The organism is Dickeya poaceiphila, from assembly GCF_007858975.2.
GTDB lineage: Bacteria > Pseudomonadota > Gammaproteobacteria > Enterobacterales > Enterobacteriaceae > Dickeya > Dickeya poaceiphila.
In genome coordinates this window covers 2,248,535-2,269,885 of sequence record NZ_CP042220.2, presented here as the reverse complement: position 1 = coordinate 2,269,885, position 21,351 = coordinate 2,248,535, and the positions used below count along the sequence as shown (strand labels likewise).

The 21,351-nt window shown below is 50.2% G+C and carries 19 protein-coding genes; 10 read left to right on the top strand and 9 right to left on the bottom strand.

The features are described 5' to 3' along the window. The first annotated feature begins 155 nt into the window (after window positions 1-155). Complete coding sequence (locus Dpoa569_RS10085; RefSeq protein WP_042873897.1) at window positions 156-587, top strand: hypothetical protein; 432 nt, start codon at window positions 156-158, stop codon at window positions 585-587. A gap of 149 nt (window positions 588-736) precedes the next feature. Here the strand turns inward: Dpoa569_RS10085 and pyk are convergent, their stop codons facing one another. Both pyk and Dpoa569_RS10075 read right to left on the bottom strand, forming a co-directional pair. Beyond that, complete coding sequence (gene pyk / locus Dpoa569_RS10080; protein ID WP_146411310.1) at window positions 737-2,179, bottom strand: pyruvate kinase; 1,443 nt, start codon at window positions 2,177-2,179, stop codon at window positions 737-739. Between the two features lie 167 nt (window positions 2,180-2,346). Beyond that, entirely contained in the window at window positions 2,347-3,216 is an 870-nt protein-coding gene (locus tag Dpoa569_RS10075) for a MurR/RpiR family transcriptional regulator (RefSeq protein ID WP_042870385.1), read from the bottom strand. A gap of 365 nt (window positions 3,217-3,581) precedes the next feature. Between Dpoa569_RS10075 and zwf the strand changes: the two genes are divergently transcribed. Next, on the top strand, window positions 3,582-5,057 hold the full coding sequence (gene zwf, locus Dpoa569_RS10070; RefSeq protein WP_042870388.1) for a glucose-6-phosphate dehydrogenase: 1,476 nt from the start codon (window positions 3,582-3,584) through the stop codon (window positions 5,055-5,057). A 152-nt stretch (window positions 5,058-5,209) separates the two neighbouring features. Beyond that, window positions 5,210-5,851, top strand: a complete 642-nt coding sequence (locus Dpoa569_RS10065; protein WP_042870389.1) for a bifunctional 4-hydroxy-2-oxoglutarate aldolase/2-dehydro-3-deoxy-phosphogluconate aldolase — start codon at window positions 5,210-5,212, stop codon at window positions 5,849-5,851. Between the two features lie 77 nt (window positions 5,852-5,928). Here the strand turns inward: Dpoa569_RS10065 and purT are convergent, their stop codons facing one another. Next, on the bottom strand, window positions 5,929-7,107 hold the full coding sequence (purT, locus tag Dpoa569_RS10060; protein ID WP_042870392.1) for a formate-dependent phosphoribosylglycinamide formyltransferase: 1,179 nt from the start codon (window positions 7,105-7,107) through the stop codon (window positions 5,929-5,931). Between the two features lie 286 nt (window positions 7,108-7,393). On the opposite strand from purT, the gene Dpoa569_RS10055 reads away from it, so the two are divergent. After that, window positions 7,394-9,445, top strand: a complete 2,052-nt coding sequence (locus Dpoa569_RS10055; RefSeq protein WP_042870393.1) for a S9 family peptidase — start codon at window positions 7,394-7,396, stop codon at window positions 9,443-9,445. Window positions 9,446-9,960: 515 nt separating this feature from the next. Here Dpoa569_RS10055 and Dpoa569_RS10050 read toward each other — a convergent pair. After that, entirely contained in the window at window positions 9,961-10,191 is a 231-nt protein-coding gene (locus tag Dpoa569_RS10050; RefSeq protein ID WP_042870395.1) for a DNA polymerase III subunit theta, read from the bottom strand. A gap of 163 nt (window positions 10,192-10,354) precedes the next feature. On the opposite strand from Dpoa569_RS10050, the gene copC reads away from it, so the two are divergent. From copC to ftnA, 3 genes are all read left to right on the top strand, one after another. Continuing rightward, window positions 10,355-10,735, top strand: coding sequence for a copper homeostasis periplasmic binding protein CopC (copC, locus tag Dpoa569_RS10045; protein WP_128569710.1), 381 nt, complete (start codon window positions 10,355-10,357; stop codon window positions 10,733-10,735). Window positions 10,736-10,738: 3 nt separating this feature from the next. Further along, complete coding sequence (copD, locus tag Dpoa569_RS10040) at window positions 10,739-11,617, top strand: copper homeostasis membrane protein CopD (protein ID WP_042870397.1); 879 nt, start codon at window positions 10,739-10,741, stop codon at window positions 11,615-11,617. Between the two features lie 276 nt (window positions 11,618-11,893). Continuing rightward, a complete protein-coding gene (gene ftnA, locus Dpoa569_RS10035; protein ID WP_042870399.1) occupies window positions 11,894-12,403 on the top strand; it encodes a non-heme ferritin in 510 nt (169 codons plus the stop codon). A gap of 260 nt (window positions 12,404-12,663) precedes the next feature. Here the strand turns inward: ftnA and Dpoa569_RS10030 are convergent, their stop codons facing one another. Further along, window positions 12,664-13,062, bottom strand: a complete 399-nt coding sequence (locus tag Dpoa569_RS10030) for a hypothetical protein (RefSeq protein ID WP_042870401.1) — start codon at window positions 13,060-13,062, stop codon at window positions 12,664-12,666. A 249-nt stretch (window positions 13,063-13,311) separates the two neighbouring features. Between Dpoa569_RS10030 and Dpoa569_RS10025 the strand changes: the two genes are divergently transcribed. Beyond that, complete coding sequence (locus Dpoa569_RS10025; protein WP_042870402.1) at window positions 13,312-13,650, top strand: YebY family protein; 339 nt, start codon at window positions 13,312-13,314, stop codon at window positions 13,648-13,650. A gap of 328 nt (window positions 13,651-13,978) precedes the next feature. Here Dpoa569_RS10025 and Dpoa569_RS10020 read toward each other — a convergent pair whose 3' ends face one another. The 3 genes from Dpoa569_RS10020 to yeaG form a co-directional block, all read right to left on the bottom strand. Beyond that, on the bottom strand, window positions 13,979-14,623 hold the full coding sequence (locus tag Dpoa569_RS10020; protein ID WP_050569438.1) for a DNA/RNA non-specific endonuclease: 645 nt from the start codon (window positions 14,621-14,623) through the stop codon (window positions 13,979-13,981). A 356-nt stretch (window positions 14,624-14,979) separates the two neighbouring features. Next, the gene (locus tag Dpoa569_RS10015) at window positions 14,980-16,254 is read right to left on the bottom strand and encodes a YeaH/YhbH family protein (RefSeq protein WP_042873899.1); all 1,275 of its coding nucleotides are present in this window, start codon (window positions 16,252-16,254) and stop codon (window positions 14,980-14,982) included. A gap of 36 nt (window positions 16,255-16,290) precedes the next feature. After that, on the bottom strand, window positions 16,291-18,225 hold the full coding sequence (yeaG, locus tag Dpoa569_RS10010) for a protein kinase YeaG (RefSeq protein ID WP_042870406.1): 1,935 nt from the start codon (window positions 18,223-18,225) through the stop codon (window positions 16,291-16,293). Between the two features lie 452 nt (window positions 18,226-18,677). Between yeaG and Dpoa569_RS10005 the strand changes: the two genes are divergently transcribed. Both Dpoa569_RS10005 and Dpoa569_RS10000 read left to right on the top strand, forming a co-directional pair. Next, a complete protein-coding gene (locus tag Dpoa569_RS10005; protein ID WP_146411302.1) occupies window positions 18,678-19,427 on the top strand; it encodes a MipA/OmpV family protein in 750 nt (249 codons plus the stop codon). Between the two features lie 114 nt (window positions 19,428-19,541). After that, window positions 19,542-20,393 (top strand): aldo/keto reductase, encoded by an 852-nt coding sequence (locus Dpoa569_RS10000; RefSeq protein WP_042870408.1) that lies wholly within the window; start codon window positions 19,542-19,544, stop codon window positions 20,391-20,393. A 47-nt stretch (window positions 20,394-20,440) separates the two neighbouring features. On the opposite strand, the gene Dpoa569_RS09995 is transcribed toward Dpoa569_RS10000, so the two are convergent. Next, window positions 20,441-21,313: a D-hexose-6-phosphate mutarotase gene (locus Dpoa569_RS09995; RefSeq protein WP_042870410.1), complete on the bottom strand. Its 873-nt coding sequence runs from the start codon at window positions 21,311-21,313 to the stop codon at window positions 20,441-20,443. Between the last annotated feature and the right edge of the window lie 38 nt (window positions 21,314-21,351).

Sequence of the window (21,351 nt, the reverse complement as noted above, 5' to 3'; positions counted from 1 at the left end):
CGACAATAAAAGAAACCGTAATGTTCCTATGAATGGCAATAAATTCCCCGGTCAGGAGATAATCATATTCGGCGTTATTGAGAAATAGCCAATGCGTTATTCCTGAGTGGGGAGATATGACGTATTTTTTTGGAGAAAGATTGGGTTATTTTATTATGAATAAACCGCTTTTATGTCTCGCTTTACTCACCGCACAGACTCCTGTTTCTTCGGCTGAGAGCTGCCGTGTCAATCTCTCCGGCGGTCAGGACTGCCGTTATACTGACGGTTCGACATCTACCAGCCGAGCCAATCAGTCTGGCGGGTTTGATACCTGCTACAGTGATGGGCGAACCAGTATCAGCCTGGTTAACCTGTCTGGTGGATATGATACTTATTTTAGTGACGGCACCAGTAGCATCAGCCGTATGAATCGCTCAGGCGGGTTGGATACCCACTACAGTGATGGTTCAGATAGTACCAGCTGTGCCAATCTATTCGGCGGCTATGACGTTTACTACAGTGACGGGCGCTTTAGTATCAGCCGTGCCAATCTCTTTGGTGGGCTGGAGCAACATACTGAACACCAGCACGTTTCAACAACATAGTCATGCTGCCACCTCATGCGTCAGTTCGTTATGCTGTAAGGTAAACCAGCAGGTAACATCCCGAAGACAGACGATATTAAAAAATAAAGCGGGGCGCTGTTATCGCCCCGCTTTTGTCATAAATAAAAGGCTTCAGTATTGCTAAGCGGTTATTCCACCCGTAGTACTCGCACCGTATTGGTGGTGCCGACTGTACCCATCACATCACCCTGGGTGACGATAACCAGATCACCCGACATCAGGAAGCCTTTGTCGCGCAGCAGCAGTACGGCGTCGTTAGCCGCCGCCACACCATCGGTATAGCTGGTGAACTTTACCGGGGTGACGCCACGATAAAGGGCGGTTAAATTCAGTGTGTGCTCGTGACAAGACATAGCGAAAATCGGCAGACCCGAACTGATGCGGGACATCATCAGCGCGGTACGACCAGATTCGGTCATGGCGATAATCGCGGTGACGCCGTTAAGGTGGTTGGCCGCGTACATCGCGGACATGGCGATAGACTCTTCCACATTGTCGAACTGCACATCAAGGCGGTGTTTGGATACGTTGATGCTGGGGATTTTTTCTGCACCCAGACAGACCTTAGCCATGGCGGCGACCGTTTCCGCCGGGTATTGGCCGGCAGCCGTTTCTGCAGAGAGCATCACCGCGTCGGTCCCGTCCAGTACAGCGTTGGCAACGTCCATCACTTCAGCGCGGGTCGGCATTGGATTGGTGATCATCGACTCCATCATTTGGGTCGCCGTAATGACGGCACGGTTCAGCTGACGAGCGCGTCGAATCAGTTTTTTCTGGATGCCAACCAGTTCCGGGTCACCAATTTCTACGCCCAGATCGCCACGAGCAACCATTACTACGTCAGAGGCAAGAATAATGTCGTCCATGGCCTCATCGGTTGATACGGCTTCTGCGCGTTCTACCTTGGAGACGATTTTGGCGTTACTGCCGGCCTCGCGTGCCAGACGGCGAGCATAATGCAGATCTTCGCCAGTACGCGGGAATGATACCGCCAGGAAGTCTACGTCGATTTTGGCGGCGGTGATGATATCGGCTTTGTCTTTTTCAGTTAATGCTTCTGCGGACAAGCCTCCACCCAGTTTGTTGATGCCCTTATTGTTAGACAGCGGACCGCCAACGGTGACTTCGGTGTACACTTTCATGTCATCTACCGTCAGAACTTTTAACTGCACACGCCCATCGTCCAGCAACAGAATATCGCCGGAAACTACGTCACCGGGTAATCCTTTGTAGTCGATACCCACTTTTTCTTTATCGCCTTCGCCTTTGCCAAGGTTGGCATCCAGCAGGAATTTATCGCCCACGTTGAGGAAGATTTTTCCTTCTTTAAAGGTCGATACACGAATTTTAGGTCCCTGAAGGTCGCCCAGAATCGCAACATGACGGCCAAGTTTAGCCGCAATTTCGCGAACTTTGTTGGCGCGCAGAAGATGGTCTTCCAGCGTACCGTGAGAAAAGTTCAGGCGAACTACGTTTGCGCCGGCAGCAATGATCTTTTCCAGATTATTGTCGCGGTCTGTAGCCGGTCCTAACGTGGTAACGATTTTGGTTCTTCTGAGCCGTCTGGACATGTATAACTCCGTTGACTGGTGAAGCTGCTGTAATGTGGTAATGCCGTCAGGAGAGGGGACACTGCCGCCGCTCTGCGCTGTCCGGATGCCGCGCCTATAATTATGATTCGGTGGCAGGATGTCTTCCTGAGAGGCTTCCCCGCCTTGCCACCCGATGTTATAGCATACTAATTAAACGGATTGCTGAATCGTTCTTCCTTATCAAATCGTGATTCTCGTAATGCTTCCTTGACACGCTTCAAGTTATCGCGGAATTTTGCGCCGCGTCGCAGAGTAAAACCTGTAGCCAATACATCTATCAGCGTCAACTGGGCGATGCGTGACACCATCGGCATATAAACATCAGTATCTTCCGGCACCTCAACCTGCAACGTGAGTGAAGCTTCCCGCGAAAGAGGGGAACTGTCCGACGTGATGGCGATGACGGTAGCGTCGTTTTCCCGTGCCAGCCGCGCCATATCTACCAGACTTTTAGTGCGTCCAGTATGTGAAATCAGCACTACCACGTCGCCCTCGCTGGAGTTCATACAACTCATGCGCTGCATGACCAGGTCGTCAAAGTAAACCACTGGAATATTGAAACGAAAAAACTTGTTCATCGCATCGTGGGCGACCGCTGCCGAGGCGCCAAACCCGAAGAAAGAAATCTTGCGCGCCTGAGTGAGCAAATCCACCGCGCGGTTGATGGCCTGTATATCCAGACAGGACTTCACATGTTCCAGCCCAGCCATGGTTGATTCAAAAATCTTGCTGGTGTAAGACTCAACCGAGTCGTCTTCCTCCACATTGCGGTTCACGTAAGGTGTTCCGTTGGCCAGGCTCTGCGCCAGATGCAGTTTAAAATCAGGAAAGCCTTTGGTATCCAGACGGCGACAGAAGCGATTGACTGTGGGTTCACTGACCTCGGCCATGCCGGCGAGAGTGGCGATACTGGAGTGGATGGCTGTCTGAGGCGAGGCGAGAATAACTTCCGCCACCTTTCGTTCCGATTTGCTTAACAACTCCAGATGACCCTGGATTTTTTCCAGCATATTCATATGACAACGACCATCTATGGTATTTTGGATTTCACCCAAAGGTGAAACCGATGCAGATTTTATGAAATATACTACGAGCCAGTAACGGTTGGCAGAGGGCGACACAGCAAGGCATCAGCTTTTTTTGTCAGAATATGATGTGTGTCTAACTTTCAGAATGGTAATTGGCTGTCAAAAATGATGGAAAGTTTCTCTTTTAAGTAGATGCCAGACTCATTTTTTTCACCAGCACAATAGGTTCTGAGGTCTTGTGATACAGTAACCAGTTGATAATGTGGTTTTCTCACGGGTTTACTGGTTTGTGTCAAAAATAGTACATTATTAATGTAATAAAATTACAGCGTCCTGCAATGAGGAGATTGAAAATGGCGGTAACGTCAACAGCCCAGGCGTGTGACCTGGTTATTTTCGGTGCGAAGGGCGACCTTGCGCGCCGTAAATTGCTGCCTTCACTGTATCAACTGGAAAAAGCAGGCCATATTCATCCAGAAACCCGCATTATCGGTGTAGGAAGGGCGGCATGGGACCGCGACGCCTATACCAATGTGGTGCATGAAGCGCTGGAAACCTTTCTCAAGGAGCCGCTTGACCCGGCATTATGGACAACACTGAGCAATCGGCTTGACTTCTGTAATCTGGATGTGGAAGACACTGAAGGTTTTAAGCGCTTAGGATTGATGCTCGATCAGCCTAATCGCACTACTATCAATTATTTCGCCATGCCGCCGAGCACTTTCGGTGCGATCTGCCGCGGCCTGGGGCAGGCTGGTCTGAATAAAGAACCGGCGCGCGTGGTGATGGAAAAACCGCTGGGCACGGATCTGGCGTCGTCACGGGTGATCAATAATCAGGTGGCGGAGTTTTTCAACGAAAGCCAGGTCTACCGTATCGACCACTATCTCGGCAAAGAAACCGTGCTGAATTTGCTGGCGCTACGTTTCGCCAATTCCTTGTTTGCCAACAATTGGGATAACCGCACTATCGACCACGTGCAGATTACCGTGGCGGAAGAGGTCGGCATTGAAGGACGTTGGGGGTATTTCGATAAAGCTGGCCAGATGCGCGACATGATTCAGAACCATCTGTTGCAAATTTTGACCATGATTGCCATGTCGCCGCCGGCGGATCTAAGCACTGATCGCATTCGTGATGAGAAGGTGAAAGTCCTGCGGTCACTGCGCCGTATTGATCGATCCAACGTGCATGACGTAACGGTGCGTGGTCAGTACACCAGCGGGTTTGTCCAGGGCAAGAAAGTGCCGGGTTATCTGGAAGAAGAAGGGGCCAACAAAACCAGTAATACCGAAACCTTCGTGGCGATTCGCGTCGATATCGATGACTGGCGTTGGTCCGGTGTACCGTTTTATCTGCGCACCGGCAAGCGCTTGCCGTCAAAATGCTCGGAAGTGGTGGTCTACTTTAAAAACCCGGCGCTCAATTTATTCCACGATTCCTATCAGCAGTTGCCGCAAAACAAGCTGATCATCCGTCTGCAACCGGACGAAGGGGTGGAAATCCAGATTCTCAACAAGATCCCTGGGCTTGACCATAAACATCGTTTGCAGACGACCAAGCTTGACCTGAGCTTCTCGGAAACCTTTAACCAGCAACATCTGGCTGACGCCTATGAACGGTTGTTGCTGGAAAGTATGCGCGGTATTCAGGCGCTGTTTGTGCGTCGTGACGAGGTGGAAGAAGCCTGGAAATGGGTGGATTCGATTATGGATGCCTGGGCAATGGACAATGATTCTCCCAAGCCTTATCAGGCTGGGACCTGGGGACCGGTAGCCTCTGTCGCCATGATTACCCGCGATGGGCGTTCCTGGAACGAGGTGGAATAAGCGGTTTTGCCCTGTCTGTAGCAGGGCGAAGCCGTTAGCGTTTTTTGGCTGACGGTGCGGTCGGACATCTGTGGGTCACTGCAGATCCCTGTGGCAGGGGCGCGCCAGATAATTAATCGATGCCCGTTGGGCATGACTGGAGATTACCCTCGATGAAAAACTGGAAAACCAGTGCGGAACACATTCTGACAGCCGGTCCGGTTGTTCCTGTAATTGTGATTAATAAACTGGAACACGCGGTGCCGATGGCGAAAGCACTGGTGGCGGGTGGCGTACGTGTGCTGGAACTGACGCTGCGTACCGATTGCGCGGTAGAGGCAATTCGCCTCATCGCTCAGGAAGTACCGGACGCCATCGTCGGTGCGGGCACGGTTATCAACCCGCAGCAATTGGCGGAAGTGACCGCAGCAGGGGCGCAGTTTGCCATCAGCCCTGGTCTGACTGAGCCGTTGTTGAAAGCCGCAACAGAAGGCACCATTCCGCTGATCCCTGGAATTAGCACGGTATCCGAACTGATGCTGGGGATGGATTACGGTTTGCGTGAGTTTAAATTCTTCCCGGCAGAGGCTAACGGTGGGGTAAAAGCACTTCAGGCGATAGCGGGTCCGTTCGGCAAGATCCGTTTTTGCCCGACTGGCGGCATTTCGCTGAAGAATTACCGCGACTATCTGGCGCTGAAAAGCGTGCTGTGCGTCGGTGGTTCCTGGCTGGTGCCTGCTGATGCATTGGAAAGCGGCGATTATGATCGCATCACCATGCTGGCGCGTGAAGCAGTCGCAGGTGCGACAGCCTAATCGTTTTTTCCCTTTTTTCATTCAAAAAGCCCGCAATTGCGGGCTTTTTTGTGTTTAATCGCGTTTTGTGCCTGACGTTAGCCGATGACATTAACGGCAGATGCACTTGCTTTCGCCAGTTGTACTGCCGCATCGGTGCTGTCGGCGGTCGCCAGTGCGACACCCATCCGACGGCGTCCGCTGATGTCCGGTTTGCCGAACAGACGAATCTGTGTATGGGGTTGCAGCGCGTGTTCCAGCCCTTGATAACGTGCATTATTGCTGGTTAGCTCCGGCAGAATAACCGCAGAAGCGGATGGACCGTACTGGCGGATTGCACCGATCGGCAAACCGAGAAATGCGCGAACATGTAAGGCAAACTCGGACAGATCCTGCGAAATGAGCGTCACCATGCCGGTATCGTGTGGGCGCGGCGAAACCTCACTGAAAATGACATCGTCACCGCAGATAAACAGCTCCACGCCAAACAGGCCGAACCCTCCCAGCGCTTTTACTACGTTACCCGCAATCTGTTTAGCCCGCGTTAACGCCAGGTCGCTCATCTGTTGCGGTTGCCAGGATTCACGGTAATCGCCGTCTTCCTGACGGTGACCAATCGGTTCGCAGAAGTGCAGGCCGTCAACGGCATGGATGGTTAACAGTGTGATTTCGAAATCGAATTTTACCAGCCCTTCTACAATCACTTTTCCGCCGCCAGCCCGGCCCCCTTCCTGGGCATAGCGCCAGGCGTGATCCAACTGTTCGGGAGAACGGATCAGGCTCTGACCTTTCCCTGAGGAACTCATCACCGGTTTGACGATACAGGGAAAGCCTAACTCCTGAGCGGCCTGACGAAACGCGACTTCGTCAGCGGCAAAACGATAACTGGACGTCGGCAAGCCCAGCGTTTCCGCTGCCAGCCGGCGGATACCTTCACGGTTCATGGTAAGACGGGTGGCTTCAGCGCACGGCACTACACGTTGCCCTTGCTGTTCCAAAGCAACCAGCATGTCGGTGGCGATAGCTTCGATTTCAGGCACGATATAATCGGGGCGTTCCTGCAATACCAGCTGTTTTAATGCGTCGCAGTCCAACATATTGATGACATGGCTACGATGGGCAACCTGCATTGCCGGGGCATCGGCGTAGCGATCCACCGCGATGACTTCAATTCCCAGACGCTGACACTCTATCGCCACTTCTTTTCCCAACTCGCCGGAGCCTAACAGCATGACGCGAGTGGCTCCGGGACGCAGGGCTGTTCCCATTGTTAACATAACCTGATACCTGATGGTGTTGTAAGAAAGAGGTTGTAGTAAAAACGGGCAGACTGGGGCCCGAACGTGGCTGCAGTATAAACGAAAACGTTTGCGTTTGGCATCATTCGCGTACCGGTACGCAAAAGCGATTGAAAATTCATGCAGATCTCGGCACGTGCTGGATTCCCCTGCCGATTCATGACAGGCTTTGGGCATTTGCTGCCTCATTGCCGCTGGTTCGCCAGCATAAACCGAGAGGCGATGTAAGGCAGAACCTGATCAATGATGGAAAGGAGTGACGTGGATGAAAGCGCCGCAAGCCGAAAGACGCCCGCATGTGATGACGATGCATGGCGATACCCGCATCGATAATTACTACTGGCTGCGAGATGATGAACGCAATAACCCAGAGGTGCTGGGTTGGCTGCAGGAAGAGAATCGTTATTGCGAGCAGACGATGGCACCTCATGCGGCGTTGCGTCAGACCTTGTATGAGGAAATGGTGGCGCGGATTCCCGGTGAAGATGTTTCCGTGCCCTATGTGAAACGCGGCTATCGTTACCAGAGCCGTTATGAATCCGGCAAAGATTACGCTATCTATCAGCGTCAGCCGGAACAGGAAACGGAGAACGACGCCTGGCAGGTATTGCTGGATGGTAATCAGCGGGCGGCAGGCAGTGAATTCTATAATCTTGGTGCGCTGGGTGTCAGCCCTGATAACCGTCTGATGAGCGTGGCGGAAGATTTGCTCTCTCGTCGGCAGTATGTGGTGACGTTTCAGGACCTCACCACTGGCGAGTGGCTGGCAGATCGACTGGAGAATGTCTCTGCGGGTAGTGAGTGGGCGTCAGATTCTCGTACCTTCTATTACGTGCGTAAACATCCGCAGACCTTGCTGCCTTATCAGGTGTATCGACATCGTTTAGGGGATGATCCGCAACTGGATGAACTGGTGTATGAAGAAACGGATGATGCGTTCTATCTTAGTCTGGATAAAACCACATCTGAGCGTTATATCCTGATTTATCTCGACAGCACTACCAGTACAGAAATTCTGTTGCTGGATGCCGCTGACCCGCAGGCAAAACCGTGTGTGTTTGTGCCGCGCCGACCGGATCACGAATATGTGATCGACCATTTCCGCGATGCATTTTATGTTCGCTCCAATAAGGATGGCAAAACCTTCGGCTTTTATCGTGCCAGCGACGCCAGCGAGTCAACGTGGGATGCGTTGATTGCCCCGCGTCCGGAACGTGTGCTGGAAGGGTTTTCGCTGTTTGATGACTGGTACGTCGTTGAAGAGCGTGAGCGCGGACTGACTCATATTCGCTATGTTCACTGGCAGACGGCGGAATCTCGCCAGATAACCTTTAACGACCCGGCCTATGTGACCTGGCTGAGCTATAACCCGACGCCAGAAAGTACGCAACTGCGTTACGGCTATTCCTCAATGACCACACCAATGACTATTTATGAGTTGGATATGGCAACCGGCGTGCAGGTGGTGCTCAAACAATCCGAAGTGAAAAATTTTGATGCGGGTAATTACCGAAGTGAACGTGTGTGGGTAACCGCCCGTGATGGTGAATCAGTACCAGTATCGTTGGTATATCAGAAAGATTGCAAACTGGCTCAAAGTCCGCTGCTGGTCTATGGCTATGGTGCTTATGGCAGTAGCATGGATCCGGAGTTCAGCAGCAGCCGCCTTAGCCTGCTTGATCGCGGTTTTGTGTATGCCCTGGCGCATATTCGCGGCGGTGGCGAGTTAGGGCAGCAATGGCATGATCAAGGGCGGTTGTTCAACAAAATGAACACCTTTACGGATTTCATCGATGTCACACAGACTCTGCTGGCACGCGGTTATGGCGATTCGGCAAAAACCTTTGCGATGGGCGGCAGTGCCGGCGGATTACTGATGGGCGCTGTCATCAATATGGCGCCGTCACTGTTCCATGGTGTGGTAGCACAGGTGCCGTTTGTCGATGTGCTCACCACCATGCTGGACGAGTCTATTCCACTCACTACTGGTGAATATGATGAGTGGGGCAACCCCAACAATATGGGGGATTATCAGTACATCAAACAATATAGTCCTTATGACAGCGTATCGGCGCAGGCGTATCCCCATCTGCTGGTGACCACGGGTCTGCACGATTCTCAGGTTCAATATTGGGAACCGGCCAAATGGGTAGCAAAATTGCGTGAATTGAAAACCGATGATCACCTGCTGCTGTTGCACACCGATATGGGGTCAGGACATGGCGGTAAATCTGGCCGTCTGGCTCAGTTTGAAGACATCGCACAGGAATTCACCTTTTTGCTGATGGTGCTGGAGCGTCAGGCATTGTCAAAATAGAGCCAGTGACTCAGGTATGACAGACAAGATGGCGGACAAGAGGATGATCGCCGATTTCTTACCGGCTTATGGGGAAAAAGAGAGGCGAAACGAGGAGTTGAAACTGCGATCACCGGGTGTCAGGAGGCAGAGGGTGATCGCAGAATGTTGCCTGAATGACGATGATGTCAGTTAACAGTGAAAAGACAGGCAACGTAGTTGGTCTCAGTTGGTTTCGGGTTGTGGTTGATCCCGTTTAGCCCGCTTTTCCGCTCGTTTTTGTGCAGCGGTTTTCAGCGGTTTTTTCTTGGCGTTTTTCTTGCTGTCCATTCCTTTACTCATCTTGTGCCTCGCTTGGTAAAAGGTTGGTATGCCTGTTTATTAACCTCTTGTTTGCTCAAAGATGCAAGAGGAAACACGCTTTTTTGACAAGTGAAGCATTGCACGTGGGGCAGTGGAGGAGTAGCAGAATAGTCTAAAACTGGAATCAGGAAGCAATACAGGCGCTACCCGACGGGGTTCGGATAGCGTGATTGTTATTTACTGTTAGGATCATAAGGCAAGGTGGAAAACTGGTGGGACATTTCCCGATAATAGCCCACTCTTTCCCGAAAATAGATGCGCAGATGTGCAGGCTGCTGTTGCTCGATTTCGTCCAAAATTACCGGCATGTTATAGCGTTCTCGAAACGCCACGCCGGATGCTGCCAAATCTACATTGACCTTTTCCATTTCTTCATAAGGCAGGTCGGCCAGATTGTATCCCATAATTGCCTCCTCTTATTTGCGCCACAAAAGTAAATCAGAAGCGTTGAATTGGCAAATACTGTTACCTTCCTGCCTCTCGACAAGGCATCCAGCGGTCCGTATCCTTGCCACTGATTTATTAGTTGCCTGAATGTGATGGGGAACCGTCAGAAAGGAGAATATCATGTTGAAGCGTAAAATTTTTCCGGCCCTGAACGTGGCGCTGTTAGTGAGTGGTCTGGTTATCTCTCATGCGGCGCTGGCTCATGCACACCTCAAAAGTCAGACACCGGCGGCAGATACGAATATTGCGGCACAAACGGCACCGTCATCTCTGACGCTGCTTTTTTCTGAAGATATTGAAGGCGCATTTAGCGGCGTTGAGCTGACGTTGGCGGGACAGCCTGTGCCTGTAGGAAAGGTGACAGTAGAAAATGATCATCATAACGTTTTGGTGGTGCCGCTAGAGAAGCCGCTGACCAGCGGCAACTATCAGGTTAGCTGGCATGTGTTGTCTGTCGATGGTCATAAAACCAAAGGAAGCTATCGCTTTGGCGTTAACTAATTGATGATGCTGGAAGGATTATACGCATTATTGCGTATCGGACATTTTTCCAGCCTCATGTTGCTAGTTGGCGCAACATGTTATTGCGGGTTCTTGTCTCCCAGTTCATACCGGGGGCGGCTGGTGTCGCAGTTACGTGGATTGATGGGCATCAGTAGCGTGATGGCATTATTGACTGCCATTGCCATACTGGCGGCGCAGACTGGGTTGATGAGTGGCGACTGGCGTAATATCAGTGATGCTGACACCTGGCTGGCGGTGCTGAGCACCCGTTTTGGGATGCTGTGGGTTTGGCAACCGGTGCTGGCGTTGATCGTTTGTGTCATGTTGTTCTGGCGTCATCGTTTCTGGTATACGGGGGTGTTGACTCTTGGTGTATTGCAGCTCTGTGGTATGGCATGGGTGGGACATGCAGCAATGCTGGAGGGATGGCCGGGCGTGCTGCATGGTATTAACCAGACGGTACATTTGCTGGCAGTGACATTTTGGGTCGGCGGACTTGCGCCTTTGTTACCGGTGCTGCGGGATGCCCAACAGGTGCAGACACGCGCAGATGCCATCCTGACGATGATGCGTTTTTCCCGTTACGGTCACCTGGCCGTTGCGTTGACTATCCTGTCTGGGGTGGTGAATGTGGGGTTGATTGTTGGTTGGCCGTTGTCGGAGACAGGGCTGTATGGCACCTTGCTGACAGTGAAAATTCTGCTGGTCGTGGTGATGGTATTGCTGGCGTTATTCAACCGCTACTGGGTGGTGCCGCGTTTTCGGGGTGCCACTACCGTTGCGTACCACTATTTCTTACGATTGACTACAGCTGAACTGGTGTTGTCGGTTGTGGTGATTGTGCTGGTCAGTTTTTGGGCCACATTGTCACCGGCCTGAATCAGATGAGCAGGCGAATGTATTGTATCGTGCCGCCTTAATTCACATAAAACCATTACCCCTATTTTTAATAAAACCTGTTTAGTGAAAATAATTATCAAATTCACTATATGAACATTGTCTAAATAATGAAATCAATTATCATACTCAAATGATAATGCGTTGAATTTATAATAAATTAATTCATCATTTCGTTAATGGTATGTTTTAAAATCTGCTAGTTGCAGGCATAATGCTATTCCATCAGTCACCTGCCAGTAGAAATAAGGAACGGCCATGTTAAAAAAAGAAATGATTCAAAAACTGAATGAGCAGCTTAATCTTGAATTTTATTCCGCCAATTTATACCTGCAGATGAGCGCCTGGTGCGGCGACAAAGGTTTTGAGGGGGCATCGGTTTTCCTGAAATCGCATTCCCGCGAAGAGATGGATCACATGCAACGTCTGTTTGATTATCTGGACGATACTGGCAGTATGCCGGTGCTGGGGGCGATTGCTGCGCCGCCTGTTGATTTCAATTCGCTTCAGGATGTGTTTAAAATCACCTATGAACACGAACAATTGATTACCCAAAAGATTAATGAGCTGGCTCATGCCGCTATGACATTGCAGGATTACTCTACTTTCAACTTCCTGCAATGGTATGTGGCGGAGCAACATGAAGAGGAGAAGTTGTTCAAGTCTATTCTCGACAAGTTGGCTATGGTAAATGCTCAGGAAGGTGGTTTGTTCTTTATTGATCAGGATCTGAAAAAGATGGCGACGTCTGTTTCACCGTCTGCCTGATATTCGTTGGGTAGCAGGGTTATCCTGCTGCCCGGTTTATTATTTTTTCGCCTATACCCTAAATAATTCGAGTTGCAGGTGCGTTGTCATATATTCCCTAATTGCTGTATTGCTCAGTATCGCCGCTATCTTACCTGCCATTTTTAACTCTGAGCGGTGATCAGAATATTAATATCTTTCAGATTAAAATATGCCATACACACTGAGAAATATAATAAGGTCTTACAGAAGCAAGACCTTATTATGGTGTGACTAATGAGTCAAATAACCGGTGTCACTTTACCAAACGATTTGTTAATTGAAGAGTTACGGATTTTTCCCTCAGAGAACACAAACAGCACCTTGCGTTTTCCCATATAGGCACCATAGCCATTCTTCGCATTCACCCATACAGGAACAACCCAGCCGAATGTGACTTTGTATTTTGATGATAACTTTGAACCCTCCTCCAGGTAGCCCTTATAAGGGGACATGAATGTATAACGGGCACTGTAAGGATCTTTAAGTGCAAAGCTACAATACGCGTATATTTGCTTTTTATAATCTGCTGGCAGTGTTCCATAATCAGCGGTTTCAACCTGTATCGGTGTTGGGGATTGCTGTGTCGCACACCCTGCCAATACTAACGATATAGCAACGGCAAAAATAAATTTTCTCATTATTGATTATCCTATCTGTAATATTTCCCATTACATCATGTCAGACTCAATATCAACGGCATATTAACCATCAACATGTTTCTCTGGTTGCAACGACTGTACCGTTAGCTCGACTTCATCAGTGCTGGTCGTTATGATCAGGATTTCGGCGAGGATAAATTCCTGCGTACCTCAGCAATAGCAAATCACCGTGCCAGACGATACGCTTGGAACCCTCTCCTGTCAGGGTGATCTACATGGAATATCACGATGAAGAAAGTAGTACCGTCACTTGTTATCTTTCTGCTGTCAGCTCCGGTGCTGGCCGCACCGCAGTTAGCTAATTTAAGTAAACTGGAATACGGTTCGCGTTGGGCATTCAACCGCGAGGAAGTCCAGTTGATTTGTCGCCCGGATCACGCCATGTACGTGATTAACCCCAGCACATTGGTACAGTATCCACTTAATGACGTAGCACGTGAGCAGGTGAGTTCGGGTAGGGTGAACGCTAATGCGCTGGAAACCATCCTTCTGGATAATCCGCAGAATCCAGGGCAAAAAATGAGTCTGCAGCCTTTTATTGACCGGGCGCAGAGCCTCTGTCAGTAGCGCACGTAGCACGCCAGAGAAAACTGTGTGCACGGATAGACAGGTGACAGGTTTGCGTTGGTTGTCACAAAGTGTACAGATTGTTTCGGAATTGACCGTCAAAAAACGGGCCAGACTGGAAAACAAAAGTGGGTCGGCTACGCTTAAAGTGTGGGCTGCGATGCAGCACGCAACAAATGCCAACTTTTAGCGCACGGCTCTCTCCCAAGAGCCATTTCCCTAGACCGGGCACAGGAATCGTGTTCGGTCTTTTTTTAGAGATGAGTAAAGGCAGTTTATTGATTTTTGCCAGCATATTATTTTCGATATTTTTGGCTGTCCAGTATATTTACTGAGTCGGAAATGGCGTGATCGAATAACGTGCGGAAAACTCACTGACAGAAATACTGGTCACAACACCGGAAGTATTATCGCCAATAAAAACCTGCTGCCCCGATTGGCTGCTGATGGCTTTATAAATCAGCTCTGGAACAGAGACATCTTTACCAATACGTTTATTTCCGAATAGGGCACCGGTGACTATCCATACTTCGCCATCTTGCAATGCCAGTTTACGAACAAAGGCTTCAGTTTTACGCCAGGCTATTCGATTAAGTATTGGCAATTGCGGTGTCATATTTGACATTGAAAATGATTCATGTTGCGTATGGGAATCAGGCATATCTCCTGCTGGTGTCATATGTCCTTGATCGTATCCTGAATATTCATAATCGTTTGTGACTGATTGCGCCGCTTTAGGAATTAATCGCTCAATATGAAATGAGTCTCGTCGGGAAAGTGTTCCTGCTGACTTAACCATTTCTGCCGTTAAATGTTCTGCAGAAATTAATGGTCCTTTATTCGCATGGCTATAAAGCACAGCAAATGCCGTAAAACAAATCTCTTCGTCATAATTGATATCCGGTGTTTTATCATGAATAAATTTCCCAGGGCATAATGATTGACCTGTCAGCCCAGGGAAAGCGGTCATCATGATGACTAGTGCTAATAAATAGCGAATCGTCCGCTTTAACCTCACACGTTTGCCCTCTTATCAGTATAGTGGTGGATGTACTCAGTCCATATCCACGGGATAGAGGCATTATTCTGTCTGCGGTTTGAATAATCTTGAGTCTTTGGTTTGTTCCTCTGTCATTGAACAATCATCACCGGCGATAACATCAACATAATATTGTCTGTGCGGCTTATCATGCCCAGACTGGCTGCGCCAATCGTGCCTGTGGATTAATCAAGGATAAGAGACAATCGTGTCGTTGCTACAAGAGAACGTTTAATTACTTGGGCAGGAGAGAAGAAACAGCCAGCACGTGAACGGCTGGCTGAGACAGGTTAGTTATCGATAGTTTGTTTGTGGAAGATTTCTCGAAAGACGGGATAAATATCGTCCTGATCGCGAATATGCTGCATGGCGAAATTTTCAAAGCTATCCTGCAACATTTCATATTCCCGCCACAGCGTCTGGTGAGAACGGCGGGTAATTTCAATATAACTGTAGTAACGCACTACGGGCAGCAGGTGAGTGGAAAGTAATTCTCGACAGAGCGGCGAGTCGTCTGCCCAGTTGTCACCATCGGAAGCCTGTGCAGCATAAATGTTCCATTGCGCAGGGTTGTAGCGTTCTTTGACAACATCCTCCATCAGTTTCAGGGCGCTGGAGACAATAGTGCCGCCGGTTTCCTGAGAGTAGAAGAATTCCTGCTCATCCACCTCTTTGGCCTGTGTATGGTGGCGAATATACACCACTTCCACATTTTTGTAGGTTCGGCTGAGGAACAGATACAGCAGAATGTAAAAACGTTTGGCGATGTCCTTGGTGGCCTGGTCCATAGAACCAGAAACGTCCATTAGACAGAACATCACTGCCTGGCTCGATGGCTCTGGCCGGCGTTCGTAGTTCTTGTAACGCAGGTCGAACGTATCGATAAAGGGCACACTGGCGATGCGCTGGCGCAATTCGGCAATTTCCTGACGCAGTCGCTCCTCCTCAAGCAACTGGACTGGCTCAGTGTTTTCCAGCAATGCCAGATCTTCTTCCCGCTGGTGCAGTTCGCGCCGTTTTCCGGCGGTCATTGCCATGCGGCGTGCCAGTGAGTTTTGCAATGAACGTACGACGCTGATGTTGGCAGGGACGCCATTGGCGGTGTACCCGGCGCGGTGGGTCTTGTACTCGTTCAGTTGCCGGTGTTCGGTTTTTTTTAGGTTAGGCAGCGCCAGATCTTCAAACAACAGATCAAGATATTCATCTTTGGATATCTGGAACACGAAATCATCTTGACCCTCACCATCCTGACTGGCATCCCCTTGACCTGAACCACTGCCTCCACCACCTTGAGGCCGTTCTATCTTGTCGTTTTCTACGAAGTGATCGTTACCGGGATGAACCCGGTGCCGAATTCCGCCACGACCCTGATGGAACATCGGCTCACTGATATCGGTGTTGGGGATCGAGATAGACTCCCCGTTTTCTACATCGGTGACCGAACGCTTGTTGATGGCCCCGGCAATCGATTGTTTTATTTGCGACTTATAGCGGCGCAAAAAGCGCTGGCGGTTAACCGCGCTTTTGTTTTTGCCGTTTAATCGTCGATCAATGAAATAGGCCATGTTTCCCCCAAACGACATGACTGTCGATGTACGGCATCAGGATGACTTCCTCACGCGCAGGTACCATTCGCACAGCAAACGTACCTGTTTGCGGGTGTAACCTTTTTCCATCATGCGATCAACAAAGTCGTCGTGTTTTTTCTGCTCTTCCGTCGATGTCTTAGTGTTAAACGAAATCACCGGCAGCAGCTCTTCGGTATTGGAGAACATCTTCTTCTCAATGACCGTACGCAGTTTCTCATAGCTGGTCCAGTTCGGATTACGTCCGCTGTTACTGGCACGGGTGCGTAACACAAAATTCACGATCTCGTTGCGGAAGTCTTTCGGGTTGCTGATACCCGCTGGCTTTTCGATTTTCTCCAGTTCAGCGTTGAGCGATTCTCGGTCAAATAACTGACCGGTGTCCGGGTCACGGTACTCCTGATCCTGAATCCAGAAGTCGGCGTAGGTGACATAGCGATCAAAAATGTTCTGGCCGTATTCGGAGTAAGACTCAAGGTAAGCCGTCTGGATTTCCTTGCCGATGAATTCAGCGTATTTCGGAATCAGGTAGCCTTTCAGGTGTTCCAGGTATTTCTCCGACACATCCTGTGGAAACTGCTCTCGTTCAATTTGCTGTTCCAGCACATAGAACAGGTGAACCGGGTTAGCTGCGACTTCGCTGTGATCAAAGTTGAACACCCGCGAAAGAATTTTGAAGGCGAAACGCGTAGAAAGTCCTTTCATGCCTTCATCGACACCCGCATAGTCGCGGTATTCCTGATACGACTTGGCTTTCGGGTCAGTATCTTTCAGGCTTTCACCATCATATACCCGCATTTTGGAGTAGATACTGGAGTTTTCCGGATCTTTCAACCGAGACAAAATGGAAAAACGCGCCAGAGTTTCCAGCGTGCCGGGAGCGCAGGGGGCACGGCACAATTCACTGTTTTTCAAAAGTTTGTCATAAATCCTGACCTCTTCGGAAACCCGCAGGCAATAAGGCACTTTGACGATATAGACGCGGTCAAGAAATGCCTCGTTGTTTTTGTTGTTACGGAACTGTACCCATTCAGACTCGTTAGAGTGCGCAAGAATAATGCCGTTAAACGGCAGTGCGGCGATGCCTTCGGTACCGTTGTAGTTACCTTCCTGCGTGGCGGTCAGCAATGGATGGAGCACCTTGATAGGCGCCTTGAACATTTCGACGAATTCCATCACACCCTGATTGGCCCGGCATAGTGCACCAGAGTAACCATAGGCATCTGGGTCGTTTTGCGCGAAATGCTCCAGTTTACGGATGTCCACTTTCCCGACCAGCGCTGAAATGTCCTGATTATTTTCATCACCCGGTTCGGTTTTAGCGATAGCCAATTGGGCCAGAATAGAAGGCCATACTTTCACAACACGGAATTTGGTGATGTCGCCGCCGAATTCCTGCAACCGCTTAGCGGCCCAGGGCGACATGATGGTACCCAGATATCGACGTGGGATACCATATTCTTTTTCCAGGATAGAGGCATCTTCCTGCGGGTTAAATAAGCACAGTGGATGATCGTTGACCGGGCTGCGCTCGCCGTTGGCACTTAAAATATAGATAGGGACACGTTGCATCAGCGCTTTCAGTCGTTCAGCCAGCGACGATTTACCGCCACCCACCGGACCCAGCAGGTAGAGGATTTGTTTCTTCTCTTCAAGCCCTTGGGCGGCATGTTTCAGATAGGAAACGATTTGCTCAATGGCTTCTTCCATGCCATAGAACTCTTCAAACGCAGGATAGCGAGCAATTACCCGGTTGGAAAACAAACGAGACAGACGTGGTTCCTGAGCGGTGTCGACCATAACAGGTTCACCGATAGCCATTAACAATCGCTCAGCGGCGTTTGCATACGCACTGCGATCTTGCTGGCAGATGGTAAGGAATTCCTGCAGAGTGAACTCTTCGTCTTTGGCAGCGTCGTAACGCTGACGATAATGATCAAATATGTTCATAGCGTTGTCCGTCCTTCGTCGATTAACACAAGAGTAAGAGAGCGAATGGTATGAATGCAGCCTGTGTAATGGATGGCTCTCCCGGAAGAAGACCTCATGCTGAAGTACAGCAACCCTTATGCCAACTTGGCTGGCGGCGGGGTCTTGCGAACAACCCGTGCCCGACTGTACTCAGCGGAAATCTTCTGCCTTGTTTAAGCGTAGTTTGCATCCATAAAATTTCCTCTATTCTTGCGTCGCATTTTTAAGATATTTCAATGACTCACTTCGGCATGACGGCATAAAACCGGCTTTTTTATCTGCCGATTCAGACCTGCTGCGGGGTGGAAGCCGGCAGACGAAATCGTTATAACTTATGTATCTTTCACATTAATGTGATGTAGGTAGGACTCCAGCACTGCTATTCTGCTGGACGTGATCAAATACGTAACATTGAATGGGAATCAACCACCGTGAAAAAACACGTATTAACTTTCTTAACGGCGACGCTGGCTGGGATGGTAGCAGCGCCAGCTGCTTTGGCCGATGAGTTTGCACTGGGGCTGGGGGCGGTAGGCGAAACATCAATATACCGCGGCGATAGCGGCCATGTTTATCCTTTCCCCATGGTGAATTATGACAGTGAGCGCTTTTACCTGCGCGGTCTGCAAGGCGGTTATTACCTGTGGAATGACGCGCAAAACAAATTGTCACTGACGGCCTATTACAACCCGTTCGGTTTCAGGCCGGGAGATAGTGATGACGATCAGATGAAGCAACTTGAGCGTCGGCGCGGCACGTTGATGGCGGGGTTGGCTTACCGTTATGACGTGCAATGGGGCACGCTGCGTACGATGCTGGCGGGTGATACGCTGGATTACAGCAACGGTTTGGTGTGGGATTCCGCCTACCTTTACCGTTTCAATGACGGCAACTGGAGCCTGACGCCAGGCGTGGGGATTACCTGGTCGAGCGAAAACCAGAACCGTTACTATTATGGTGTTTCCGGCGAAGAATCGGCCCGTTCCGGACTGCGTAATTACCAGCCAAATAGTGGCTGGTCGCCCTATGTCGAGTTGAACGCCGGTTATAAGATCAATTCAAGCTGGAGTACCTGGGTGAGCGGGCGCTATATCCGGCTGTCGGATGAAATCAAAGACAGCCCGATGGTTGATAAAAGTTATAACCTGATGCTGGGCGGCGGCGTGAGTTATAGCTTCTGAAGCGAAGTGCCAGAGGATTGTGCATCAGCTGCACAGAAATGGGGTGGATTCACCCCATTTGCACATTAATGAAGCAACTGAGGTTTGTTACCCTGAGTCCAGGAGGGTAAGAACATGATAAAGCAGGTGGTATTTCCGAATGGAAGAGCGGTTCCCGCTATTGGTCAGGGAACTTGGTTTATGGGGGATAATGCCCAACGGCGGAGCATCGAAGTCAAGGCCTTACAGGCGGGTATCGATGTGGGCATGTCGCTTATTGATACCGCAGAAATGTACGCTGACGGTGGAGCGGAAGAGGTAGTCGGGGAAGCGATTCGAGGCCGTCGTGACCATGTTTATCTGGTTTCCAAGGTGTATCCACATAATGCGGGCGGCAAGCGGGCGATTGCGGCTTGTGAACGTAGCCTGAAACGCCTGCAAACCGACTGTATCGATCTCTATTTGCTGCACTGGCGTGGTGGTGTTCCGCTGGTAGATACCATCGCTGCGATGGAGAGATTGCAACAAGCGGGCAAGATTGGGCACTGGGGCGTATCTAATCTGGATACTGATGATATGGAAGAACTGTGGTCCTGCCGGGGCGGAGATCGCTGTCAGACCAATCAGGTGCTATACCACCTGGCTTCACGAGGTATTGAATATGATTTGCTGACCTGGTGTCAGCAACGCCAGCTTCCGGTGATGGCTTATTGCCCGTTGGCTCAGGCCGGGCAGTTGCGCCATGACGTGTTTGTACACCCGGCAGTTGTTCGCGTGGCGCAACAACTGGCGTTGACACCAGCACAAGTGCTGTTGGCTTGGGTGATTCGCCAGTCGGGCATCATCGCTATACCCAAAGCTAGTACGCTGGCGCATGTTAAAGAAAATGCAGTCGCGCTTCAAGTGACGTTGTCACCTGAGCATCTCGCCATACTTAATGAGGCTTATCCCGCACTGTGCCGTAAACAACCGCTGGATGTGGTGTGAGCGAAACATGGCTGGCGAAAGTCAGCCATGAGCAGAGAAGATTAAGATTATTTGCGCAGGCGAATGGTGGTAATCAAGTGAGCGGGTGCGTGAGTGGTTGCCACGAGCGGTTGAGTCACTTTGGCTGTTTCAACACACACAAAAGTCTGGTAACCGTCATCGGTGATATCGCTGATGGTTCGAGACAGTTCGGCTCCCGGATTCCAGGCAACGACATCACTGTGGTGAGCATGATGTACTTCAATGGTACGTTGCAGTATCGGGTCTTCAATCAGGCTGACCGATGCTGGCTGGGTATAAATGCGATCAGTACGAGTGGTGAAGGTCAGATCGCCTTGTTGGGTATTGGTTTTGCCATCGTTAACCTTATCAATAAAGGTATCCCCCAAACCGCTAATTCGAATCTTACTGATATCACCAATCTGGAAATAGGTGTGCAGGGCGCTGGTGATGCTGTAGTCGCCATGGCATTCGAGTTCTATACGGCATTCCTGTGCACTTAAATGGAAGCGCGCCAGAACGGTAAATGCATGTGGCCAGTTGGCGCGAGTCTGCTCGGAGTCACGCAATGTAAAGGCAAGGGCCACGCCATTCGCATTTTCACTGTGAGAAGTGAACTCCCATTCCAGCAAACGGCCAAAGCCGTGGTTAGGCTGTGCAGCCGGGCCGAACCAGGGGAAGCAAATAGGAACGCCGCCACGAATCGCCACACCGTTTTCAAATGCCGTGTTGTCGCTCAGCCACAGTACGGGATGCTCGCCTTCAGGTTGCCAGCTAAGCAGGTGTGCCCCTTGTAGTGCGATGGCGGCGCGGACCTGTGGATGGTCCACCACAATAACCGGCAGTTGATCCAGTTGACGTTGGCTCAGATGTGCAGTGATCGCATTATTGATGGGAAGTGAATAAATATTATCGTTCATGGTATTGGACTTACCTTGATGGTGTTGTTGTCTACCCT